At 32.3% G+C, this 19,256-nt stretch carries 8 protein-coding genes; all 8 read left to right on the top strand.

Features of this window, described 5'->3' with window-relative positions:
- Window positions 1-22 precede the first annotated feature (22 nt).
- A complete protein-coding gene (locus tag ACVHXK_RS04105; RefSeq protein ID WP_461205092.1) occupies window positions 23-1,423 on the top strand; it encodes an oxaloacetate decarboxylase subunit alpha in 1,401 nt (466 codons plus the stop codon).
- A gap of 437 nt (window positions 1,424-1,860) precedes the next feature.
- The gene (locus tag ACVHXK_RS04100) at window positions 1,861-2,160 is read left to right on the top strand and encodes an OadG family protein (protein WP_461205091.1); all 300 of its coding nucleotides are present in this window, start codon (window positions 1,861-1,863) and stop codon (window positions 2,158-2,160) included.
- 367 nt (window positions 2,161-2,527) lie between these two features.
- Window positions 2,528-2,863: a biotin/lipoyl-containing protein gene (locus ACVHXK_RS04095; protein ID WP_461205090.1), complete on the top strand. Its 336-nt coding sequence runs from the start codon at window positions 2,528-2,530 to the stop codon at window positions 2,861-2,863.
- A 22-nt stretch (window positions 2,864-2,885) separates the two neighbouring features.
- Window positions 2,886-3,989 carry a sodium ion-translocating decarboxylase subunit beta gene (locus ACVHXK_RS04090; RefSeq protein ID WP_461205089.1) on the top strand — a complete coding sequence of 368 codons (1,104 nt, stop codon included), beginning with the start codon at window positions 2,886-2,888 and terminating at the stop codon, window positions 3,987-3,989.
- A gap of 283 nt (window positions 3,990-4,272) precedes the next feature.
- Window positions 4,273-5,295 carry a cache domain-containing protein gene (locus ACVHXK_RS04085; RefSeq protein WP_461205088.1) on the top strand — a complete coding sequence of 341 codons (1,023 nt, stop codon included), beginning with the start codon at window positions 4,273-4,275 and terminating at the stop codon, window positions 5,293-5,295.
- Window positions 5,292-6,686 (top strand): PAS domain-containing sensor histidine kinase, encoded by a 1,395-nt coding sequence (locus ACVHXK_RS04080; RefSeq protein ID WP_461205125.1) that lies wholly within the window; start codon window positions 5,292-5,294, stop codon window positions 6,684-6,686. Before ACVHXK_RS04085 ends, ACVHXK_RS04080 begins: the two co-directional genes overlap by 4 nt.
- Window positions 6,673-7,443, top strand: a complete 771-nt coding sequence (locus tag ACVHXK_RS04075) for a Na-translocating system protein MpsC family protein (RefSeq protein WP_461205087.1) — start codon at window positions 6,673-6,675, stop codon at window positions 7,441-7,443. Before ACVHXK_RS04080 ends, ACVHXK_RS04075 begins: the two co-directional genes overlap by 14 nt.
- 248 nt (window positions 7,444-7,691) lie before the next feature.
- Entirely contained in the window at window positions 7,692-19,010 is an 11,319-nt protein-coding gene (locus ACVHXK_RS04070) for an SdrD B-like domain-containing protein (protein ID WP_461205086.1), read from the top strand.
- Window positions 19,011-19,256: the final 246 nt, after the last annotated feature.

Raw genomic sequence — 19,256 nt, 5'->3', positions numbered from 1 at the left:
AAATTAGTTATGAGGTGGATAAATGAGTAAATTAAAAATAACAGAAACAGTACTAAGAGATGGGCATCAAAGCCAAATTGCAACTAGATTAAAAACAGAAGAAATACTTCCTATCATTGAAGAAATGGACAAAATTGGATATCATGCAATGGAAGTATGGGGCGGAGCTACATTTGATGTGTGCTTGCGTTATTTAAACGAAAATCCGTGGGAAAGACTTAGATTAATAAAAGAAAGAACTAAAAACACAAAATTACAAATGCTTTTAAGAGGACAAAATCTCTTAGGATACAAGCATTATCCCAATGATATAGTTGAAAAATTTATTCAAAAGTCCATCTATAACGGTATTGATATTATAAGGATTTTTGATGCCTTAAATGACCTTAGAAATTTAAATAAATCTATAGAAACAATTAAAAAAGAAGGAGCACATTGCCAATGTGCTATTTCTTACACAACTAGTAAGATACACACAGTTGATTATTTTACAAAGCTTAGTAAAGACATGGAAAATATGGGCGCTGACTCAATTTGTGTAAAAGATATGGCAGGAATACTTACTCCAGATGATGCCTTTAGATTAGTTTCAGAACTTAAATCTAATATAAATGTTCCAATAGAACTGCATAGTCATTGCACTAGTGGAATTATTGAAATGACTTATATGAAAGCTATAGAAGCAGGAGTTGATATAGTAGATACAGCGATATCTTCATTCTCAGGGGGAACAGCCCAACCATCAACAGAAGCTTTTAATGAAGTATTTAAGAATAGTGAAAGAGCACCAAAATTAAATGAAGAGAGTTTAAGAAAGACAGCTACTTATTTTTCTGGTGTTAAAGAAAAATATATAGAAGATGGAACTTTTAATCCAAGAGTTATGAAAATAGAACCTCAGATACTTAAGTATCAAGTTCCAGGAGGAATGCTTTCAAATCTTTTATCTCAATTAAAGGCACAGAAAGCAGAAGCAAAATATGAAGAAGTTTTAAATGAAATTCCAAAAGTTAGAGAAGATATGGGATTTCCACCACTTGTAACTCCACTCAGTCAAATGGTTGGAACGCAAGCGGTATTTAATGTTCTAACAGGAGAAAGATACAAAGTAGTTCCTAAAGAAATAAAGGAATATGTAAAAGGATTTTATGGATTAGCACCAGCTCCTGTAAAAGAAGAAATAAAGAAGAAGATTATCGGAGACGAAGAGGTAATAGATTACTGCCCAGCTGATAAAATGCAGCCAAGATATGAAGCTGCAAAAAAAGAAATAGAAGAATTGACAGATGAAGAAGAAATGATCCTTGCATATGCAATGTTTCCTGAGATAACAAGAAGATATTTGGAAAACCAGAAGAAACAAGCAGATGGAGATTTAGATGACAGAGAAGAAGAGACTTATTATATAGAACTAGTGATGTAGTTATTTCAATGCACAATGCACAATTTACAATGCACAATTAAGGAGGATTTTCTTCCCGGTGGTCAGAAAATCTTTAATTAGTTAAACATTAAAAAACTAATTGATTAATTGATTTAAAGATAAACTGTACTGAAACTTAATTGTGTAGTTGTTAGTGTGTATTGGCATTGTAAATTATTATGATAGTTTAAATTATAGAATAAATTTTGTTTTAGAGTATTTTAGACCTTGTCATTAAGAGTTTGTCATTAAGATTTTATCATTAAGGTTTTATCATTAAGGTTTTGACCTTATAAATTAAAGATTTTGCGTCAGCAAAATCATCAATAATTGTGCATTGTGCATTGTACATTGTGCATTGAATTAATATTGTACATTGTGCATTGAATTAATATTGTGCACTGAAAAAATGCACTATAAAGAAAGGAAGATAATCTATGAGTGGAAATATCAGTATAGCAGAAGCGCTGCAAATAACAGCTATCTGTATGGGTATAGTATTTGTAACTTTATATGTAATCTCTTTGATTATAGAATTATTCAAAATTGTTTTTGTTAAAAAGAACAATAAAAAAGATGAGAAAGCAATGACTTCAATTAGAAAAGAAGTTGATAAAACAATTAGAAATCTTACAAATGATGAAGAAATAGCAGTAGCTATGACAGCAGCTATAAATATGAGTAATAAAAACAAAAATTCTAGACTTAGAATAGTATCCTTTAAACAAATTGGATAAAACAATCTTTTAACTAATAATGTGCAATGTGCAATGTGCAATGTGCAATTAAAAAGATTAAAAGATTAAAAGATTAAAAGATTAAAAGATTAAGTGAATATTTGAGCTGAAGGATGTTTTTTCCCTGCGGTGACAAAAGTTTAAACTGGAGATTGGATTTTGCTTGGCAAAATCATCATTAAATACATTGATTAACATTGTTTAGTATTGCTTTGCATTGATAATATAACAAATTTAATAATTTATCTTTAAATAAAATAAAGATTCTCGACCAAAGGGAGAGAATCAACCTCAATTGTGCATTGTGCATTGTGCATTGTGCATTCGAATTTAATGAGCGCAGCGAATAAAGAAAGGGAGAGTTAGGATGAAAAAATATAGAATTAAATTAAATAATAAAGAATATGAAGTTGAAGTAGAAGAACTAGATGTATCTACGCCACTAAAAAGTACTCCGGCTAAGGAAGTAGGGGCACCAACTTCAGCAGGAGCAGAAGAAATAGTAGCACCACTTCCTGGAAATGTATTTACTATAAATACTACAGAAGGAAGCTCTGTTAAAAAAGGAGATACACTTTTAGTATTAGAAGCAATGAAACTTGAAAATGAAATAGTATGCCCAAGAGATGGCGTAGTAGAAAGCATAAGAGTTACTAAGGGTCAAGCTGTAGAAACTGGAGATTGCTTAGTAGTACTAAAATAAGTATAGAGAGGAAGAAAAACAGATGCTACTAGATTTTTTAAATAGTGTTGGATTTTTATCAATTACATGGCAGCAAATATTAATGATTGGTATTTCGTGTGTTTTTATATATCTTGCTGTTAAAAAACAATATGAACCATATCTCCTGCTTCCGATAGCTTTTGGAATGCTTATGGTAAATCTACCAGGCACAGGACTGATGAATGATGATGGATTATTCCATTACTTATATATGGGAACGAAATTAGGGATTTATCCTCCTATAATATTTTTATGTGTAGGAGCTTGTACGGATTTTGGTCCATTAATAGCAAATCCTAAAAGTATATTACTAGGGGCGGCTGCTCAGTTTGGAATATTCTTTGCATTTATAGGAGCTATATTACTTGGATTTGATGGAGCAGCAGCTGCTGCAATAGGAATAATTGGAGGAGCTGATGGTCCTACAGCAATTTATTTAACCTCAAAACTAGCACCAGACTTACTTGGACCAATAGCCTTAGCGGCATATTCTTATATGGCATTAGTACCAATAATACAACCGCCAATAATAAGAGCTTTAACAACGCCTGAAGAAAGAGTAATAAAAATGGAACAATTAAGAACTGTATCGAGAACTGAAAAAGTTATTTTTCCAGTTATAGTTGCGATATTTGTTATTTTACTTCTTCCATCTTCAGCACCACTTATAAGTATGCTTATGTTTGGTAACTTAATTAAAGAATCTGGTGTAGTTCCAAAGCTTGTGGAAACTGCACAAAATTCATTAATGTATATAATAACAATTTTCCTTGGAATAACAGTAGGGGCAAAGGCAGATGCAACAACGTTCCTTAACCCTACAACATTAAAAATAATAGCTCTTGGATTATTTGCTTTCTCAGTAGGAACAGCCTCAGGAGTATTATTTGGAAAATTAATGTGTAAGTTAAGTAAAGGAAAAATAAACCCAATGATAGGTGCAGCAGGAGTTTCAGCAGTTCCAATGGCAGCAAGGGTTGTACAAAAAGTTGGACAAGAGGAAAATCCTTCAAACTTCCTACTAATGCATGCCATGGGGCCAAATGTTGCTGGAGTTATAGGGTCAGCAGTAGCAGCAGGGGTACTACTTAGTATATTTGGATAGGTTACAGTTCACAATTTTAAATGACTAGAGCTTATTATGTAGGCTGGGACATTTTACTATACAATAGCTTTTAGAATATAGCTTAATAATATGTTACAATATAGAGTATACAACGAAGAATTCTATTTATACGTGTTGTGAAAGTCAGATAAATTAACAGATTTTGATATATATAAATAGTCTAAGGGTAAGCTCTTTAAAAGTAGACTAAGCTCTTTAGTTGGGTAAAATTCCAATTAAAGAGCTTAGTTGCAATTATATTAAAATAGATTGGGGTGTTAACTTGAAAAATTACTTTAAAAGATATAAGAAAATTATAGTAACAATATGTATATCTGTTATGATTTCGTTATTTATGATAGTGATGATCTTTAAAAATTATTCAGATTTTAGTGATACCTTAATTTCAAATGAGCAAAATAGACTTTTAGCTATTGCAGATACTATATCAAGATCTATAGAAGACTATATTAAAGCAGAAGAAAAATCATTAGAAATAGTGGCGCAAGATTATAATTTTAAAAGGGAATTTAGCAGAATATTAGCAGGAGAAGATTCTATATTAAAAGAATCGCTTGAAATTTATTATAAAATAGATAGTCCTAAACTAAGCAATATACAAGTGCTTGATTATGAAGGTAATTTACTTCAGCAGTATCCTTTTAATAATACTAGTGAAAGTGAAGTTAGTTTACTTTACTTAGAAGACGTGAAAAAATGCATAAATTCAGTTGATTTAGTAGTAAGTGATGTTTATTTTGAAGAAGGTAAGGCACCATATATATGTATTTTACAACCTATTTTTATAGGAGGTAAGTTTAGTGGAATATTGAGGGCTACTATTGATGTTGAAAATATTTACGAAAAGATAGTTAAACCGGTAAAAACGGGAACAACAGGATATGCATCTGTAAAAACAGGTGATGCTATGTTACTAATGCATCCTAGTGACGAAGATATAGGTGTGGATGTTTTAGAGGCTAGAAAAGGAAAATATCCACAATATGATTGGAGCGAATTAGAAGAAGTAATAGAGGATCAAAAAGCTGGTGGAAGTGGCGTTAGTATTTACCACTCTATATGGGCTGGCGATGAAAGTGGAACTAGAGTGAAAAAATTCAGTGCATATTCCTCGGCATATATTGGAGATTATTTTTGGGTTGTAACAATTTCTTCAGATTATGATGAAGTTGTTAGCATTATAAGAAAAAACTACTATTACACATTGATAATTGCAGCTTTTATATTTCTAAGTCTTGTAGTAGCAGCGGCGTATACTTTTATAGCTAGGTCTAGAGAGAAATAGAAACCAAATCAGAATATCTAAAAAAATTAAAGGGTCTAAACAAGGAATTAAAAGAAGATATTGAGAAACGTGAAACTTTAGAGAATAAGCTTAGAAGTAGTAAAGAAAAGTATCAGGCAATTTTTAACAGTAGCAAAGATTGTGTTTTTATCTTGGATTTTCAGGAGGACAGACTAGGAGATATATTAGAAGTAAATCAGAAAGTTTCATGGAATTTAAAATTTTCTAGAAAAGAATTATTGACAATGAATTACTCTGATTTGGATTTAGAACTTAGTAGGAAAGATCTAAAAGAAATGTTAGATAAAATAGTAAAAGAAAAACCTATGCTTTATGAAACACGTCTTAGAACTAAAGACAATAAAGAAATTCCTGTGGAAATAAATGCTACAGTATTTAAATTAGATAATAGGCAGAAAATAATAATGACTTCTAGAGATATTACAAGTAGGAAATTAGATGAAGAAGCTATAAAAAGAAGTGAAAGAAGATTTTTAAGCATAGTAAATCAAGTAGCTGTGGGAATAGGAAATAAAAATAACAAAATAAAGGCAATTGATGAGAATTTAAAATCAAACACAAAGATAGCTAATAAATTAGAAAAGATTAATATACAATTGGAAAAGATGTTTAAAAAAGAGATGGATGAAAATAAGAAAAAAGAAGTATTAATGTTATACCAATCAAGATATGTTGGTATGGGAGAGATGATTGGTAATATTGCACATCAGTGGAGACAGCCATTAAATACCTTATCCTTAATAATATCGAATATAGAGGATTCTTTTAGTTATGATGATTATGATGAAGAATATGTAAATAAACTATTCTTAAATGCAAGAAACATAATTAGTAAAATGTCTGAAACTATCGATGACTTTAGATATTTCTTTAAACCAAGAAACAACAAAGAATTATTTAATATTTTTAAAAGTATAGAAGCAACTATTGGATTATGTGAAGAAAGACTTAAAATAAATGATATAGAACTAAAAATTAAAGGAGACAAAGAATTAGAGATATACGGATATTCAAATCAACTTTCACAAGTACTACTTAATATAATTAATAACTCAGTAGATGCACTTACTGAACACGTTCAGGAAGATAGATGGATGGATATAGAGATAGGTAAAGAAGAAAATAATTATATTATAGAAATTTGGGATAATGCTGGTGGCATAGACAAAGAAATATTAGATAAAATATTTGACCCTTATTTTACAACTAAATCAGAGAAAAATGGTACTGGATTAGGATTGTATATGTCAAAGATGATTATTGAAAAGAATTTTAATGGAACTATTGAAGTATTTAATAAGAAATATGGGGCTTGTTTTATATTTAAAATTCCTAAATATGGGGAGGAAGAAAACAATGTCAGAAAATAATTTGCTTATAAATCTAAAGGTACTTTATGTTGAAGATGATGAGGAAACAAGAGAGCAGATGCAGTATTTTTTAAAAAGAAGAGTTGGAAAATTGTTTACTGCAAAAGATGGCGAGGAAGGCTTCCAAAAATATTGTGAAAATAAACCAGATATTATTATAACTGATCTTAGAATGCCAAAAGTTGATGGCATAGAAATGAGTAGGAAAATAAGAAAAATAGATAAGAAACCATCAATAATTATTACTACGGCTTTCTCTGATGTAGAAACAGTACTATTGGCTGTAGATATAGGAGTAGATAAGTATGTATTAAAGCCAATAGATACGAAAGAACTCTTAAAAGCAATGGAAGAAAGTGCTTTAAAGTTATTTAACGGAGAAGAAAATACATTAATTATTGGGGATAAGATAGTAGATATAAATAGCAAAAGAGATTTAGAAAGTAAAATTCAAAATAGAATTGCCCTTTTTATCAAAAACAAAACAGGTAAAGGTCCTAAAAATGTTAAAGCTTTTATAAAAGGAAATCTTATTGAGATAGAAGCTTATGATACCTTGACTAAATATGAAAAAACATTGCTTGAACACAGTAAAAATGAACACTTAGTAAGTTTTTCAAGAGAGGCATTGTATCTGAATAGAGATAAGGAAATTGAAAAAATTATAAGTGAGATTATAGAGGTGCAGTGTATTTTGGAGAATATAGCTATAGATTTAGGTAATGATAAAGATAAACTCGTTATTTCAATAAAATAAAAATATAGAAATATAGAAATATAGAAATATAGAAATATAAAAAAATATATTTTATAGTTTAATATGAAAAGAGGTATTGAAAGATGCCTTTTTTTATTTGAATTTACAAAGATTAATTATTATTAAACAAAAACAATTAATCAAATTATTTTTATTAATTTTATGATATAATCAAAATAAGAGTAAAATGATTATAATTGTAATTATATAGATAATAATGGCAATAAAGTTAAATAGGGGGATTAAATATGAGGAAAAATGTAGTAAAAACAATAAAGAGGAAATTAAAATCTAAGACGTCTTTATTTATTATGGGTTTTATTTTACTTTCAATTATTTCAGTCCCATTATTTAAGTATGTTTTAGCAGAAACGGGAGATGTTAATCTTAAGATAGAGACTATAGTAGATAATAGTGAAGTATATCCTGGAGAAGAGTTTACTTACACTATCAAATATAGAAATGCAGATATTAATGCAGCTGCTCCTAATGTAGTTATTAAGGATATTCTGCCGGATAATATTGAATTTATATCATCATCACCTGCAGCAGCAAATGATGATATTGCATCAATAGTTGTTACAGAAGAAAATGGAAGTAGCGTTGTAACAATAACCATGCAAAATATAACAGAAGATGGTACCGGTGCAGAGGTTATTAAAGATGAATTAGCAGCAGGCGCATCAGGAATAATTCAAATAGGGGCTAAATTCCCTGAAGGAACAACACTTCCTACTGATGGTGAAAATCCTACAGTAGCTATAAATACTCCAACTATAACTAGTAATGGGGGAAACGAAGCAGAAAGTAATCCTGTTACAGTAACACCTAAATTTAAGGATCCTGATTGGTCCGTTACTAAAACTAAAACTATACCTTCTATTGAACCAGCAGTTGGACAACCGGTAACTTATTCAATTAGAGTACAAGGAAATTCTACTATTGGTGGCATTGATATGGAAAATGTAGTTTTAAAAGATACATTACCTTCAGGTGCCCAGTTAGTTTCTTCTTCAAATGATGGTAGTTATAATAGTGAAACTGGAGAGGTTACGTGGGATATTGGAGACCTTAAGGTAGGAGAAAATAAGAATGTAAGTATTACACTAATATACCCATCAGAAACATTTACTACATTAAGTAATGTTACTAATATTGTTGATGGAAGTGGTAATTTGATCAGTGATCCTGATACAACTTTAACAGTTTCTGATACTGCAGAACATAGTTTTGATGTTCCTACATTTGGTATAGGTACTTTTACGAAAAATAGTAGGCAGGCAAGTGATAAATATTCTAACGGACAAATAGCTCAATTTTATTTAGGCGGTATAGAGAATGCCGGAAATATTTCAATGGACAGCTTTGTTATTGAGGACACTGTTCCAACTGAAATAACTCTTACGGAAATTACAACAGGTAGCTATAATTATAGCGCCCAGGTAGGTATAGAATATAAAACTAATCTTGATGTGGAGAACTGGAAAATATGGACAGGCTCACCTTTTGTAAATCCTACTAACCAAACTTTACAGGTTTCAGATTTAGGTTTAGCCGATGGTGAATTTCTAACTAATGTTAAATGGGTAATCACAGGAGAAGGTGGTGCAACATTACCTGCAAGTTTTACTAACAATTCGCCTATAGATGTTAACGGAAAAATTGAGGCAACTGAAGGTACAATGATAACTAATGAGGCAACATTGACAGGAAATCTTTCAGGAGAAGATCCAATAATACTTACAGATTCAGAAACTATAGAGGTTATAGCACCAATGCCTTGGATGGTAGTTCAAAAATCTGTAGTAGGAGATAGTGAAGTATATGAAAATGGAGAAGTAAAATATAAAGTAGTGATAAAAAATCATGAGTTTGCTACAGGGGATTTGCATAATCCAATAGCTATTGATGTATTGCCAAGTGCATTAGAAAATCCTGTATATATTGATGGAGAAACTATAATAAATAGTGATAATGATATTACTGTTTCTGATATGGCTATCTTTGGAAATAAGTTAACGTGGAATATGACTGGAACTTTGGCTCCTGGTGATTCAGTGGAATTGTATTTTACAACTAATGTTATAGATGGTACAACGGTAGGTTCTTATACAAACAATGCTTATCTCACAACAAATACAGATACAGAATTTGAAAATACAGGAGATCTTATAGATGATAGTTCTGACTTAGATGGTGATAGTTCTAGTACAGATAAGCTAGTAACGGCTAGTGATGATATTTTTGTAAAATTCATAGGAAGCTTAGATGCGAAGAAGTATGTAAGAGGTGAACTTGATATTGTTGATGGTGATTCAAGTGCAGGATGGAAATTACTTGATGAGCTTGGAAGTACTTTACCGGGTGGTATTGTAGATTATAAATTAGTAGTTAAAAATACTGATTCAAACGGACCTATTACAAATATAGTTATTATCGATAAACTTCCTTTTGTGGGGGACACTGGAGTTCTTGATAATAGTGATAGAGCTTCAGAGTGGAGACCTTATTTGGTTAATACAATAACAGGTGAAAATGGTGCAGTACTTGATTCAAATATTACTGTTTACTACAGTACAGAAGCCAATCCTTCTTTAAATGAATTAGATGATCCAACAACAAGTTCTAATAGTGGTTGGTCAGAAACACTTCCCTCTGATATAACTTCAGTTACTGCAATAAAAATAAACTTTGGGAGCTATGTTCTTGGTGATGGAGAGGAAATAGCGGTAGAATGGCCTATGAGAGCGCCGGTGGATACACCTAAAGAATTTGTTATGTGGAATTCTTTTGCATATGGCTCTACTTATACAGATGTTAATGGGCAAGAACCATTTTTGTCATCTGAGCCGGAAAAGGTTGGATTTGCCGTTAGTGAGGACCCTCTCGGAACTTATTATTTAGGTGACTTTGTATGGGAAGACATGAATAAAAATGGTATTCAAGAAGATGGAGAGCCTGGAATTAATGGTATATTGGTTAATTTATATGATGCAGATACAGGTGATCTGCTTGGATATACAAGGACTGGAGAATCTTATAATGGTGAAGATGGATATTATGACTTTCCTAATTTAGAAAATGGAAATTATGATGTTGAATTTATATTCCCTAATGATTATAAGATAACGTTAAATGATGTAGCTGAAGCAGGAGACGATAAAGATTCAGATATAGATGATGAAAGTGGATACGAAACAACTAACTATAGTGATAATGGAACAGACAATAGCTATGTAGTAAGAGTTTCAGATGTAACAATAAATAATGCAAATAGATTAGACATAGATGCAGGGCTTTATAAGGCAGCTCAAGTAGGAAACTTTGTTTGGAACGATTATGATAGGGATGGAAAGCAGGATAATAATAGCAATGAAACAGGTATTAATGGGGTTATCGTAAATTTATTAAAATTGAATGAAGCAGGAGATGCTTATATACAAGTAGCTACAACAACAACGGCTAACGTTGATGGAAAGGATGGATATTATCTCTTTGGCGATTTAGACCCAGGAAGTTATAAAGTTCAGGTAGAAAATCCAAGTGATAACTATAAATTCAGTAAACCTGATCAAGGAACTGATGTAAATGATAGTGATACAGATGACCCAGCGATTACTACTGATACAACGGGTACAATATCACCAACATCAACATCAGATGCTTTCTTTTTAGAATCAGGAGAATATAATCCAAATTTAGATTTTGGTATGTATTTAGGTCAAATTGGTGATTTGGTTTGGGATGATTATGATGCTGATGGGATAAAAGATAGTGGAGAGCCAGGAATAGATGGGCTTACTGTGAAGCTATTAGATACATTAGGAAATCCTGCTAAAGATATTGATGGAAATGATATACCGAGTACTACTACTGCAAATGGTGGTAAGTACTTGTTTGATGAGTTAATACCAGGAAATTATATTGTTGAATTTGATAAAGGGGATTATGACAAGTACTCAGATCAAAACTCGTCAGGAAGTCCAAATAGTGATGAGGATCATATTAATACAGATAGTGATGCTGATGATTCTACTCCATTTGATGATATTGCACAAACTGGAGAAATTAATTTAGCAGCAGGAGAGAGAGATTTATATTGGGATGCAGGTGTTTATAAATTTGCTTCTCTAGGAGATATAGTTTGGAATGACTTAAATGCAAATGGAATTCAAGATAGTGTAGAGTCAGGGGCAGCAGGAGTAATAGTTACATTGCTTGATGGAAATGGAGATGTAGTTACTACTGATGGAAATGGGGTTGCTATAGCACCAGTAACAACCGATGGAACAGGAAGTTATTCATTTGCAGATTTAGAACCAGGAGATTACAAGGTTAGATTTACATTGCCAGATGATGAATACAAATTTAGTGATTCAGGGGAAGGTACAACTTCTACAGATAGTAATGTAACAGATATAGTAGATTTAGTAGGAACAACAGATACAATTACTTTAATCTCAGGGCAATATGATGATAGCATAGATGCAGGAATTCACAGAGCCTCCTTAGGAGATTTTGTGTGGGATGATCTTGATGCAGATGGAATTCAGGATAGTGGAGAGAAAGGAGTAAATGGAGCAACGGTAGAACTTTATAAAACTTCTGATTTAGGAACTCCTTTTATGACAACAACTACAAGTACAAATCCATTAACAAGTAAGACTGGATTCTATGAATTTACAGACTTGGAGTCTGGGGATTATATGGTTAAATTTATAAAGCCAGATGATACTTACTGGGTTTCACCGGATAATGAAGGGGCAGATGATACAAAGGACAGTGATGGTGATAAAGACACAGGTTGGACTGAAATAATTACACTCGATAAGGGTGAAAGAGATATAACTTGGGATTATGGTATATATATTCCGGCTAAACTTGGAGATTATGTATGGGATGATTTGAATGGTGATGGTATTCAAGATGTAGGTGAATCAGGGATAAACGGAGCAACAGTAAAGTTATTTAAAGGTGATGTAGAAATTGCTTCAACAATTACAGCAGATGATGGTTCAGGGAATGCAGGATATTATAAGTTTATCGATCTAGTCCCTGGAGAAGACTACAAAGTTGATTTTGAAATGCCAGCAGGATATGATAAGGCATCTTCTGCAGATAGTGGTTCTGATGATAGCAAAGATAGTGATGCAATAAATGCTTATTATGAAACAGCAGATATTACATTGGAATCAGGCGATGATGATACGACAGTGGATTTTGGTGTTTATGAATATAGTAAAATTGGAGATTTTGTATGGCTTGATAGTAATATGAATGGAATTCAGGATTCTGGTGAATTAGGATTAAGATATTTGACAGTAAAATTGTTCAAGAAAGATGGAGAAGATTGGAATCTTGCAGACACAACAGAAACTAATACTTCAGGAATCTATGAATTTGATAGACTTTCTCCAGGAGAATATTATATAGAGTTTACAGCAAAAGAAAATCACAAATTTACTTTAGCAGATAATGCAGGTGATGACGCCCTTGACTCTGATGCAGATGTAACAACAGGTAAAACTTCTTCATTTGTAATTAAATCTGGAGATGCTGATAATTTAACATTCGATGCAGGAATGTACGAGCTTGCTTCCTTAGGAGATTTGGTTTGGCATGATGAAGATGGAGATGGAATTAAAGATGGAACAGAAGTTGGAATAGTAGGACTTACTGTAGAATTATTTGATAGTAGTAATAATTCACAGGGGACTACAACAACGGATGCTAATGGGAAATACTATTTCACAGATCTAGAGCCAGGCGATTATTATGTACAATTTGCTAAAACAGACATATATGGCGTAAGTCCAAAAGGTGAAGGAGTTAATGGAGCATTAGATAGTGATGCTGATACTATAACATTAAAGACAGATATAGTAACTCTTACAACAGGCGAAAATGATATGGACATTGATATGGGTCTTTACTTACTATCATCCATTGGCGATTATGTTTGGGAAGATACCGATGGGGATGGTATACAAGATGGCGGAGAACCATTATTATCAGGAGTCACAGTTGAACTTTATGATTCAACAAAAACATTAATAACAAGTACAACAACAGGTGCTGATGGAAAGTATCTATTTGATAAATTAGAAAAAGGCGATTACTACATTAAATTTACTAAGCCTACAGGGTATGAGATAACTGCTAAAGGTGATGGTAGTGAAAGATTGCTTGATAGTAACATCAATGATGATGGATTTACAGATTTGATTAATTTAGGCTATGAACAAGACATAGTTGAAGTAGATGCAGGTTTTTATATGCCAGCAAGTTTAGGAGACACAGTATGGCTGGATAAGGATAAAAATGCAGCTCAGAATGGTGGAGAACCTGGGGTTGCAGGAATTCTTGTATCATTAGTTGATGAAAATGGAGATCCAGTAATAGACGCAAGTGATAATCCTGTAGGGCCAACTACAACAGATGGAAGTGGAATTTACAGTTTCACTAATCTTGTTCCTGGTAAATATAAAGTGGTATTTGATATAGCTAGCTTGCCACATTATGAATTTACTAGTAAAGATTTAGGCGGCGATGAAGCTTTAGATAGTGATGCTAATTTAATCACAGGAGAAGCTACTGTAGTAACTCTTGTATCAGGTGAAAATAATCTTAATATAGATGCAGGATTAATAGTAAACACAGATATAAATATAGAGAAAACAGTTTACTTTGGACACGATGGAGGAAGCCAAGCTGGTGGAGAACTAGTGATAGGAGAAAATGGAGCCTTAGTAACTTATGTATTTAAAGTTACAAATACAGGGGATGTTAATTTAAATGATGTTGAAATAGAGGATACAGACCTTGGAATTGATAAGAGTGCAATGACACTTATAAGTGGAACAGAACCATTAGCACCGGGAGCTACATTAACTTATTACTATGAGTCAACAATTGCAGGTGACCTTACAAATACTGCAAATACAACAGGAACACCAGTAGATAATGGTGGAACTCAAATACCAAATGTTGATAAGCCAACAGATAGTGATACAGCTGCCGTAGATGAAGTTGTAGTAGGAATAGATGTACAAAAATCTGTTTACTTTGGTATATACAATGCAGCTAGTGATGAATATGAGACTACAAGCGGTAAAATTGGTGAGTGGGTAACTTATATATTTAAAGTTACTAACAATAGTGATGTATATATGAAAGACATTGAAATAAATGATGATAAATTAGGTATAACTAAAGATGACATGACTTATTTAAGTGGAAATGAAACTTTAGAACCTGGTGGAAAATTAATTTACTACTACGAAGCACAAATTGATGGAGACTTGGATAATATTGTTGATACAAAGGGAACTCCAAGTGATAAAGATGGAAACGAATATCCACAGCTTACAAAACCTGAAGATTCTGATGAAGCTTATGTTAGGGCATTAGGAAGCATAGGAGATTATGTATGGGTTGATAAAAATGCTGATAAGGTACAAGATGCTGACGAAGTTGGTATACAGGGAGTAGTATTAGAGTTACTAGACAAAGATGGGAACCCTATTCTTGATGATTCTAGTAATCCAATTACGGCAACTACTGATGCTGATGGAAAGTATATATTTGATAGATTAGAACCTGGTGATTATATAGTAAAAATTGCAGATACAAATCCTAATCTAGATGGTATGACACAAGATTTTGAATTAGATAGTACATTAGATGGAAATGTTTCTGTAGATTTAAGAGCAGGCGATGAAGTTGTAAATGTAGATTTTGGATACTATGAAGTAGTTAGCTTAGGAGACTATGTATGGCTTGATGAAAATGAAGATGGAATTCAAGATAGCGGTGAGATGGCAGTACAAGGCATAAAAGTCAAATTGACAGATGAAAATGGAGATGTAGTATCCGATGTTAATGGAAACACTGTAGATGATACAGCTACAGATGAAAATGGAAACTATAGTTTCAATAATCTTATTCCTGGAAAATATATAGTAGTCTTTGACTTAGAAGACAAATCATATTATAAATTTACTGGCGTAGGTTTAGCTGGAGACAATACTAAAGATAGCGATGCAAATATAGTAACTGGAGCAGCTCCAATAGTGACATTAGTTTCAGGTGATAATAATGTTACAATAGATGCAGGTTTAACTGTAAAATCAGAAATTAGTATTGAAAAAACAGTTTATAATGGTCATGATGGTGGGAAGCAAGTTGGCGAGGAACTTGTAATTGGTGAAAATGGCGATAATATAACTTATGTATTCAAAGTAACCAATACAGGGGATACTTACCTAACTAATATTGAAATAACTGATACTGATTTATCAATTAATAAAAGTGATATGACAGAGATTAGTGGGGATGTTAGCTTCATACAAACTATTATTAATTTCTTCACTGGAAAAGGTGAAACATTAGACATTGGAGAAGAACCATTAGCACCAGGAAAGAGTATGTTATTCTATTATGAAACTGTATATGATGGGGACCTTGTTAATACAGCAAAAGTAGAAGGAACAGCAACTGATGAAAATGGAGTAGAGATACCTAATATAGAAAAACCGACAGCCCAAGACACAGCCGAAGTAAATGAAGTAAAAGTAGCAATAGATATACAAAAATCTGTTTACTTAGGTAAATATAGTGTAGATAGTACTGGAAACGAAAAGGTTAGCGGTAAAAATGATGAATGGGTAACATATATGTTCAAAGTTACTAACACTAGTGATGTATATATGAAAGATATTGAAATAAATGATTCAATACTAGGGATAACTAAAGATGATATGACTTATTTAAGTGGAAATCAAACTTTAGCACCTGGTGAAGAATTAATTTACTACTATGAAACACAAATTGATGGAGATTTGGACAACATAGCCGAAACTGTAGGAACTCCAAGTGATGTAGGTGGTAATGAGTATACAGAACTTAGAAAACCTACTGATTCTGATGATGCTATTGTTAGAGCCTTAGGTAGCATAGGAGATTATGTATGGGTTGATAAGAATGCTGATGAAGTTCAAGATGCTGATGAAGTTGGCATAGAGGGAGTAGTATTAGAGTTATTAGACAAAGATGGAAACCCTATTCTTGATGACTCTAGTAATCCAATTACAGCAACTACTGATGTGGATGGAAAGTATATATTTGATAGATTAAAACCTGGCGATTATATAGTTAAAATTGCAGATACAAACCCTAATCTAGATGGTATGACACAAGATTTTGAACTAGATAGTACATTAGATGGTAGCGTTACTGTAAACTTAGGAGTTGGCGAAGAAATATCTACTGTAGATTTTGGATATTATGAAGTAGTTAGCTTAGGAGACTATGTATGGCTTGATGAAAATGAAGATGGAATTCAAGATAGTGGTGAGATGGCAGTACAAGGCATAAAAGTCAAATTGACAGATGAAAATGGAGATGCAGTACTTGATGCAAATGGAAATGCTGTAGAAGATACAGTAACAGACGCGAGTGGTAACTATAGTTTCACTAATCTTGTTCCTGGAAAATATATAGTAGTCTTTGACTTAGAAGATAAATCACATTATAAATTTACTGGGGTAGGTTTAGCTGGAGACAATACTAAAGATAGCGATGCAAATATAGTAACTGGAGCAGCTCCAATAGTAACATTAGTTTCAGGTGATAATAATATTACTATAGATGCAGGTTTAACTGTAAAATCAGAAATTAATATTGAAAAAACAGTTTATAATGGTCATGATGGTGGTGAGCAAATTGGTGATGAGCTTGCTGTTGGTGAACATGGAATGGATGTAACTTATGTATTTAAAGTAACTAATACCGGAGATACGTACCTAAACAATATTGAAATAACTGATGATGATCTATCAATTAATAGAAATGATATGACAGAGATCAGTGGAGATGTTAGTTTCATACAAGCTATTATTGATTTCTTCACAGGAAAAGGATCATCAATCGACATTGGAGAAGAACCACTAGCCCCAGGAAAGAGCATGTTATTCTACTATGAAACTCAGTTTGATGGAGATCTTGTAAATACTGCAGCAGTAGTAGGAACTCCAACAGATAAAGATGGGTTTGAAGTACCGAATATTGATAAACCAGAAGACAGTGATACAGCAGAGGTAGATGAAGTTCAAGTAGGAATTGATGTACAAAAATCCGTTTATTTTGGTAAATACGATGTAGATAGTGATGAAAATGAAGAAACAAAGGGTAAAAATGGTGAGTGGGTAACTTACATCTTTAAGGTAAAGAATACTTCTGATACCTACCTTACTAATATTGAGATTAAAGATAGTAAGCTTGGTATAGATAAAGATGATATGACTAAACTTGTTGCAGAAGAGCCGTTGGCACCTGGTAGTAGTTTGATTTACTATTATGAAACTAAGATAAATGGGGATTTAGAAAATATTGTTGAAGTTGTAGGAACTCCAAGCGATAAAGATGGAAATGTCTATGAGAACTTAACAAAACCTAAAGATTCTGATGATGCAAATGTTAAAGCATTAGGAAGTATAGGAGACTATGTTTGGATAGATTATGATGGTGATAAAGTTCAAGAAGAAGGCGAAAAAGGAATACCAGGAGTTGAATTAAGTTTACTTGATAAGGACAGTAACCCAGTGCTTGATGCAGATGGCAAGCCTATGGTAGTTGTTACTGATGAAGATGGTAAGTACTTATTCGACAGACTAGATCCAGGTGATTATATTGTTCAGATAACAGATAATAGTGCTATTTCTGAGGATTTGAAACAAAACTTTGAATTGGATGAAACATTAGATGGAATAGTTGTTTTAGAAATAAGACCTGGTGAAGAAAATCTTGATGTAGACTTTGGATATTACACACTTGGAAGTATAGGAGATACAGTGTGGAGAGATGCTAATGCCAACGGTATTCAAGATAAAGATGAGAAAGGCATTGAAAATATTGTAGTAAATCTTTATGATGAAAATGGAGAATTATATGAAAAAACCGTTACTAATGAAGATGGTTTCTACAAATTTGAGAAATTACCAATAGGTGATTATGTTGTAAAATTTATTGTCCCAGAAGGATATATGTTAACTGAGTTTATGATGGGTGAGGATATAGAAAAAGATAGTGATGCCTATATTGATGGAAAGACAGCTACTATAGTAGTAGGACCTGAAACTTTCAATATGACTATAGATGCTGGAATGTATAAAATCAATAATATTACTGGAGTTATTACCGATAAAGACACTGGGGAACCTATTGAAGATGCAGAAGTTACTTTAGAAGATAAAGATGGAAATGTTGTAGACACAACAACAACAGATGAAAATGGAGTTTATATCTTTACAGCTGTTTTGGGTGAGTACTACACAATAGACATCGAAAAAGATGGTTATGACAAAATAACATTGGAAGTTGATGCAAGTGAAGCAGATGTTCAAGTTTTATCTGATATTCAAACAAAATCATTACTTCCAAAAACAGGCGGGAAATATTTCAACTACTTGCTAATAGGTGGAATATTGATGATTATTAGTGCTACCTTAATTGTGAGAGAGAACAAAAAGAAGAAGAGAAGGAGCAAGAGAAGACATAGGAGACATTAGTGATAATTTGCAATTTGCAATTAGCAATTAGCAATTAAGTTCAAAAGCAAGTTCAAGATCAAAGTCAAATATGAAGACAAAAGCAAAGATAAGTGCAGAAATGGTATTAGGATTGAGATAGTATGAGATTTAGTAATAAGATAGGACAACCTTTATGGGTTGTCCTGTTTTTGCTATACTGTTGAAGTAATTAGAACTTCTGTATTTTTACATAAATAAAGAATTTCCTAAGTCCATGAAACCATG

It is taken from the genome of Clostridium sp. DL1XJH146 (genome assembly GCF_054819755.1).
Note: the sequence above shows the minus strand (reverse complement) of the source record. Positions and strands in the feature narration are given on the sequence as shown.

What these genes read in the sequence shown, in the direction of transcription:
- ACVHXK_RS04105 (WP_461205092.1), top strand. Translation starts at nt 23, where the DNA reads ATGAGTAAATTAAAAATAACAGAAACAGTACTAAGAGATGGGCATCAA.
- ACVHXK_RS04100 (WP_461205091.1), top strand. Translation starts at nt 1,861, where the DNA reads ATGAGTGGAAATATCAGTATAGCAGAAGCGCTGCAAATAACAGCTATC.
- ACVHXK_RS04095 (WP_461205090.1), top strand. Translation starts at nt 2,528, where the DNA reads ATGAAAAAATATAGAATTAAATTAAATAATAAAGAATATGAAGTTGAA.
- ACVHXK_RS04090 (WP_461205089.1), top strand. Translation starts at nt 2,886, where the DNA reads ATGCTACTAGATTTTTTAAATAGTGTTGGATTTTTATCAATTACATGG.
- ACVHXK_RS04075 (WP_461205087.1), top strand. Translation starts at nt 6,673, where the DNA reads ATGTCAGAAAATAATTTGCTTATAAATCTAAAGGTACTTTATGTTGAA.
- ACVHXK_RS04070 (WP_461205086.1), top strand. Translation starts at nt 7,692, where the DNA reads ATGAGGAAAAATGTAGTAAAAACAATAAAGAGGAAATTAAAATCTAAG.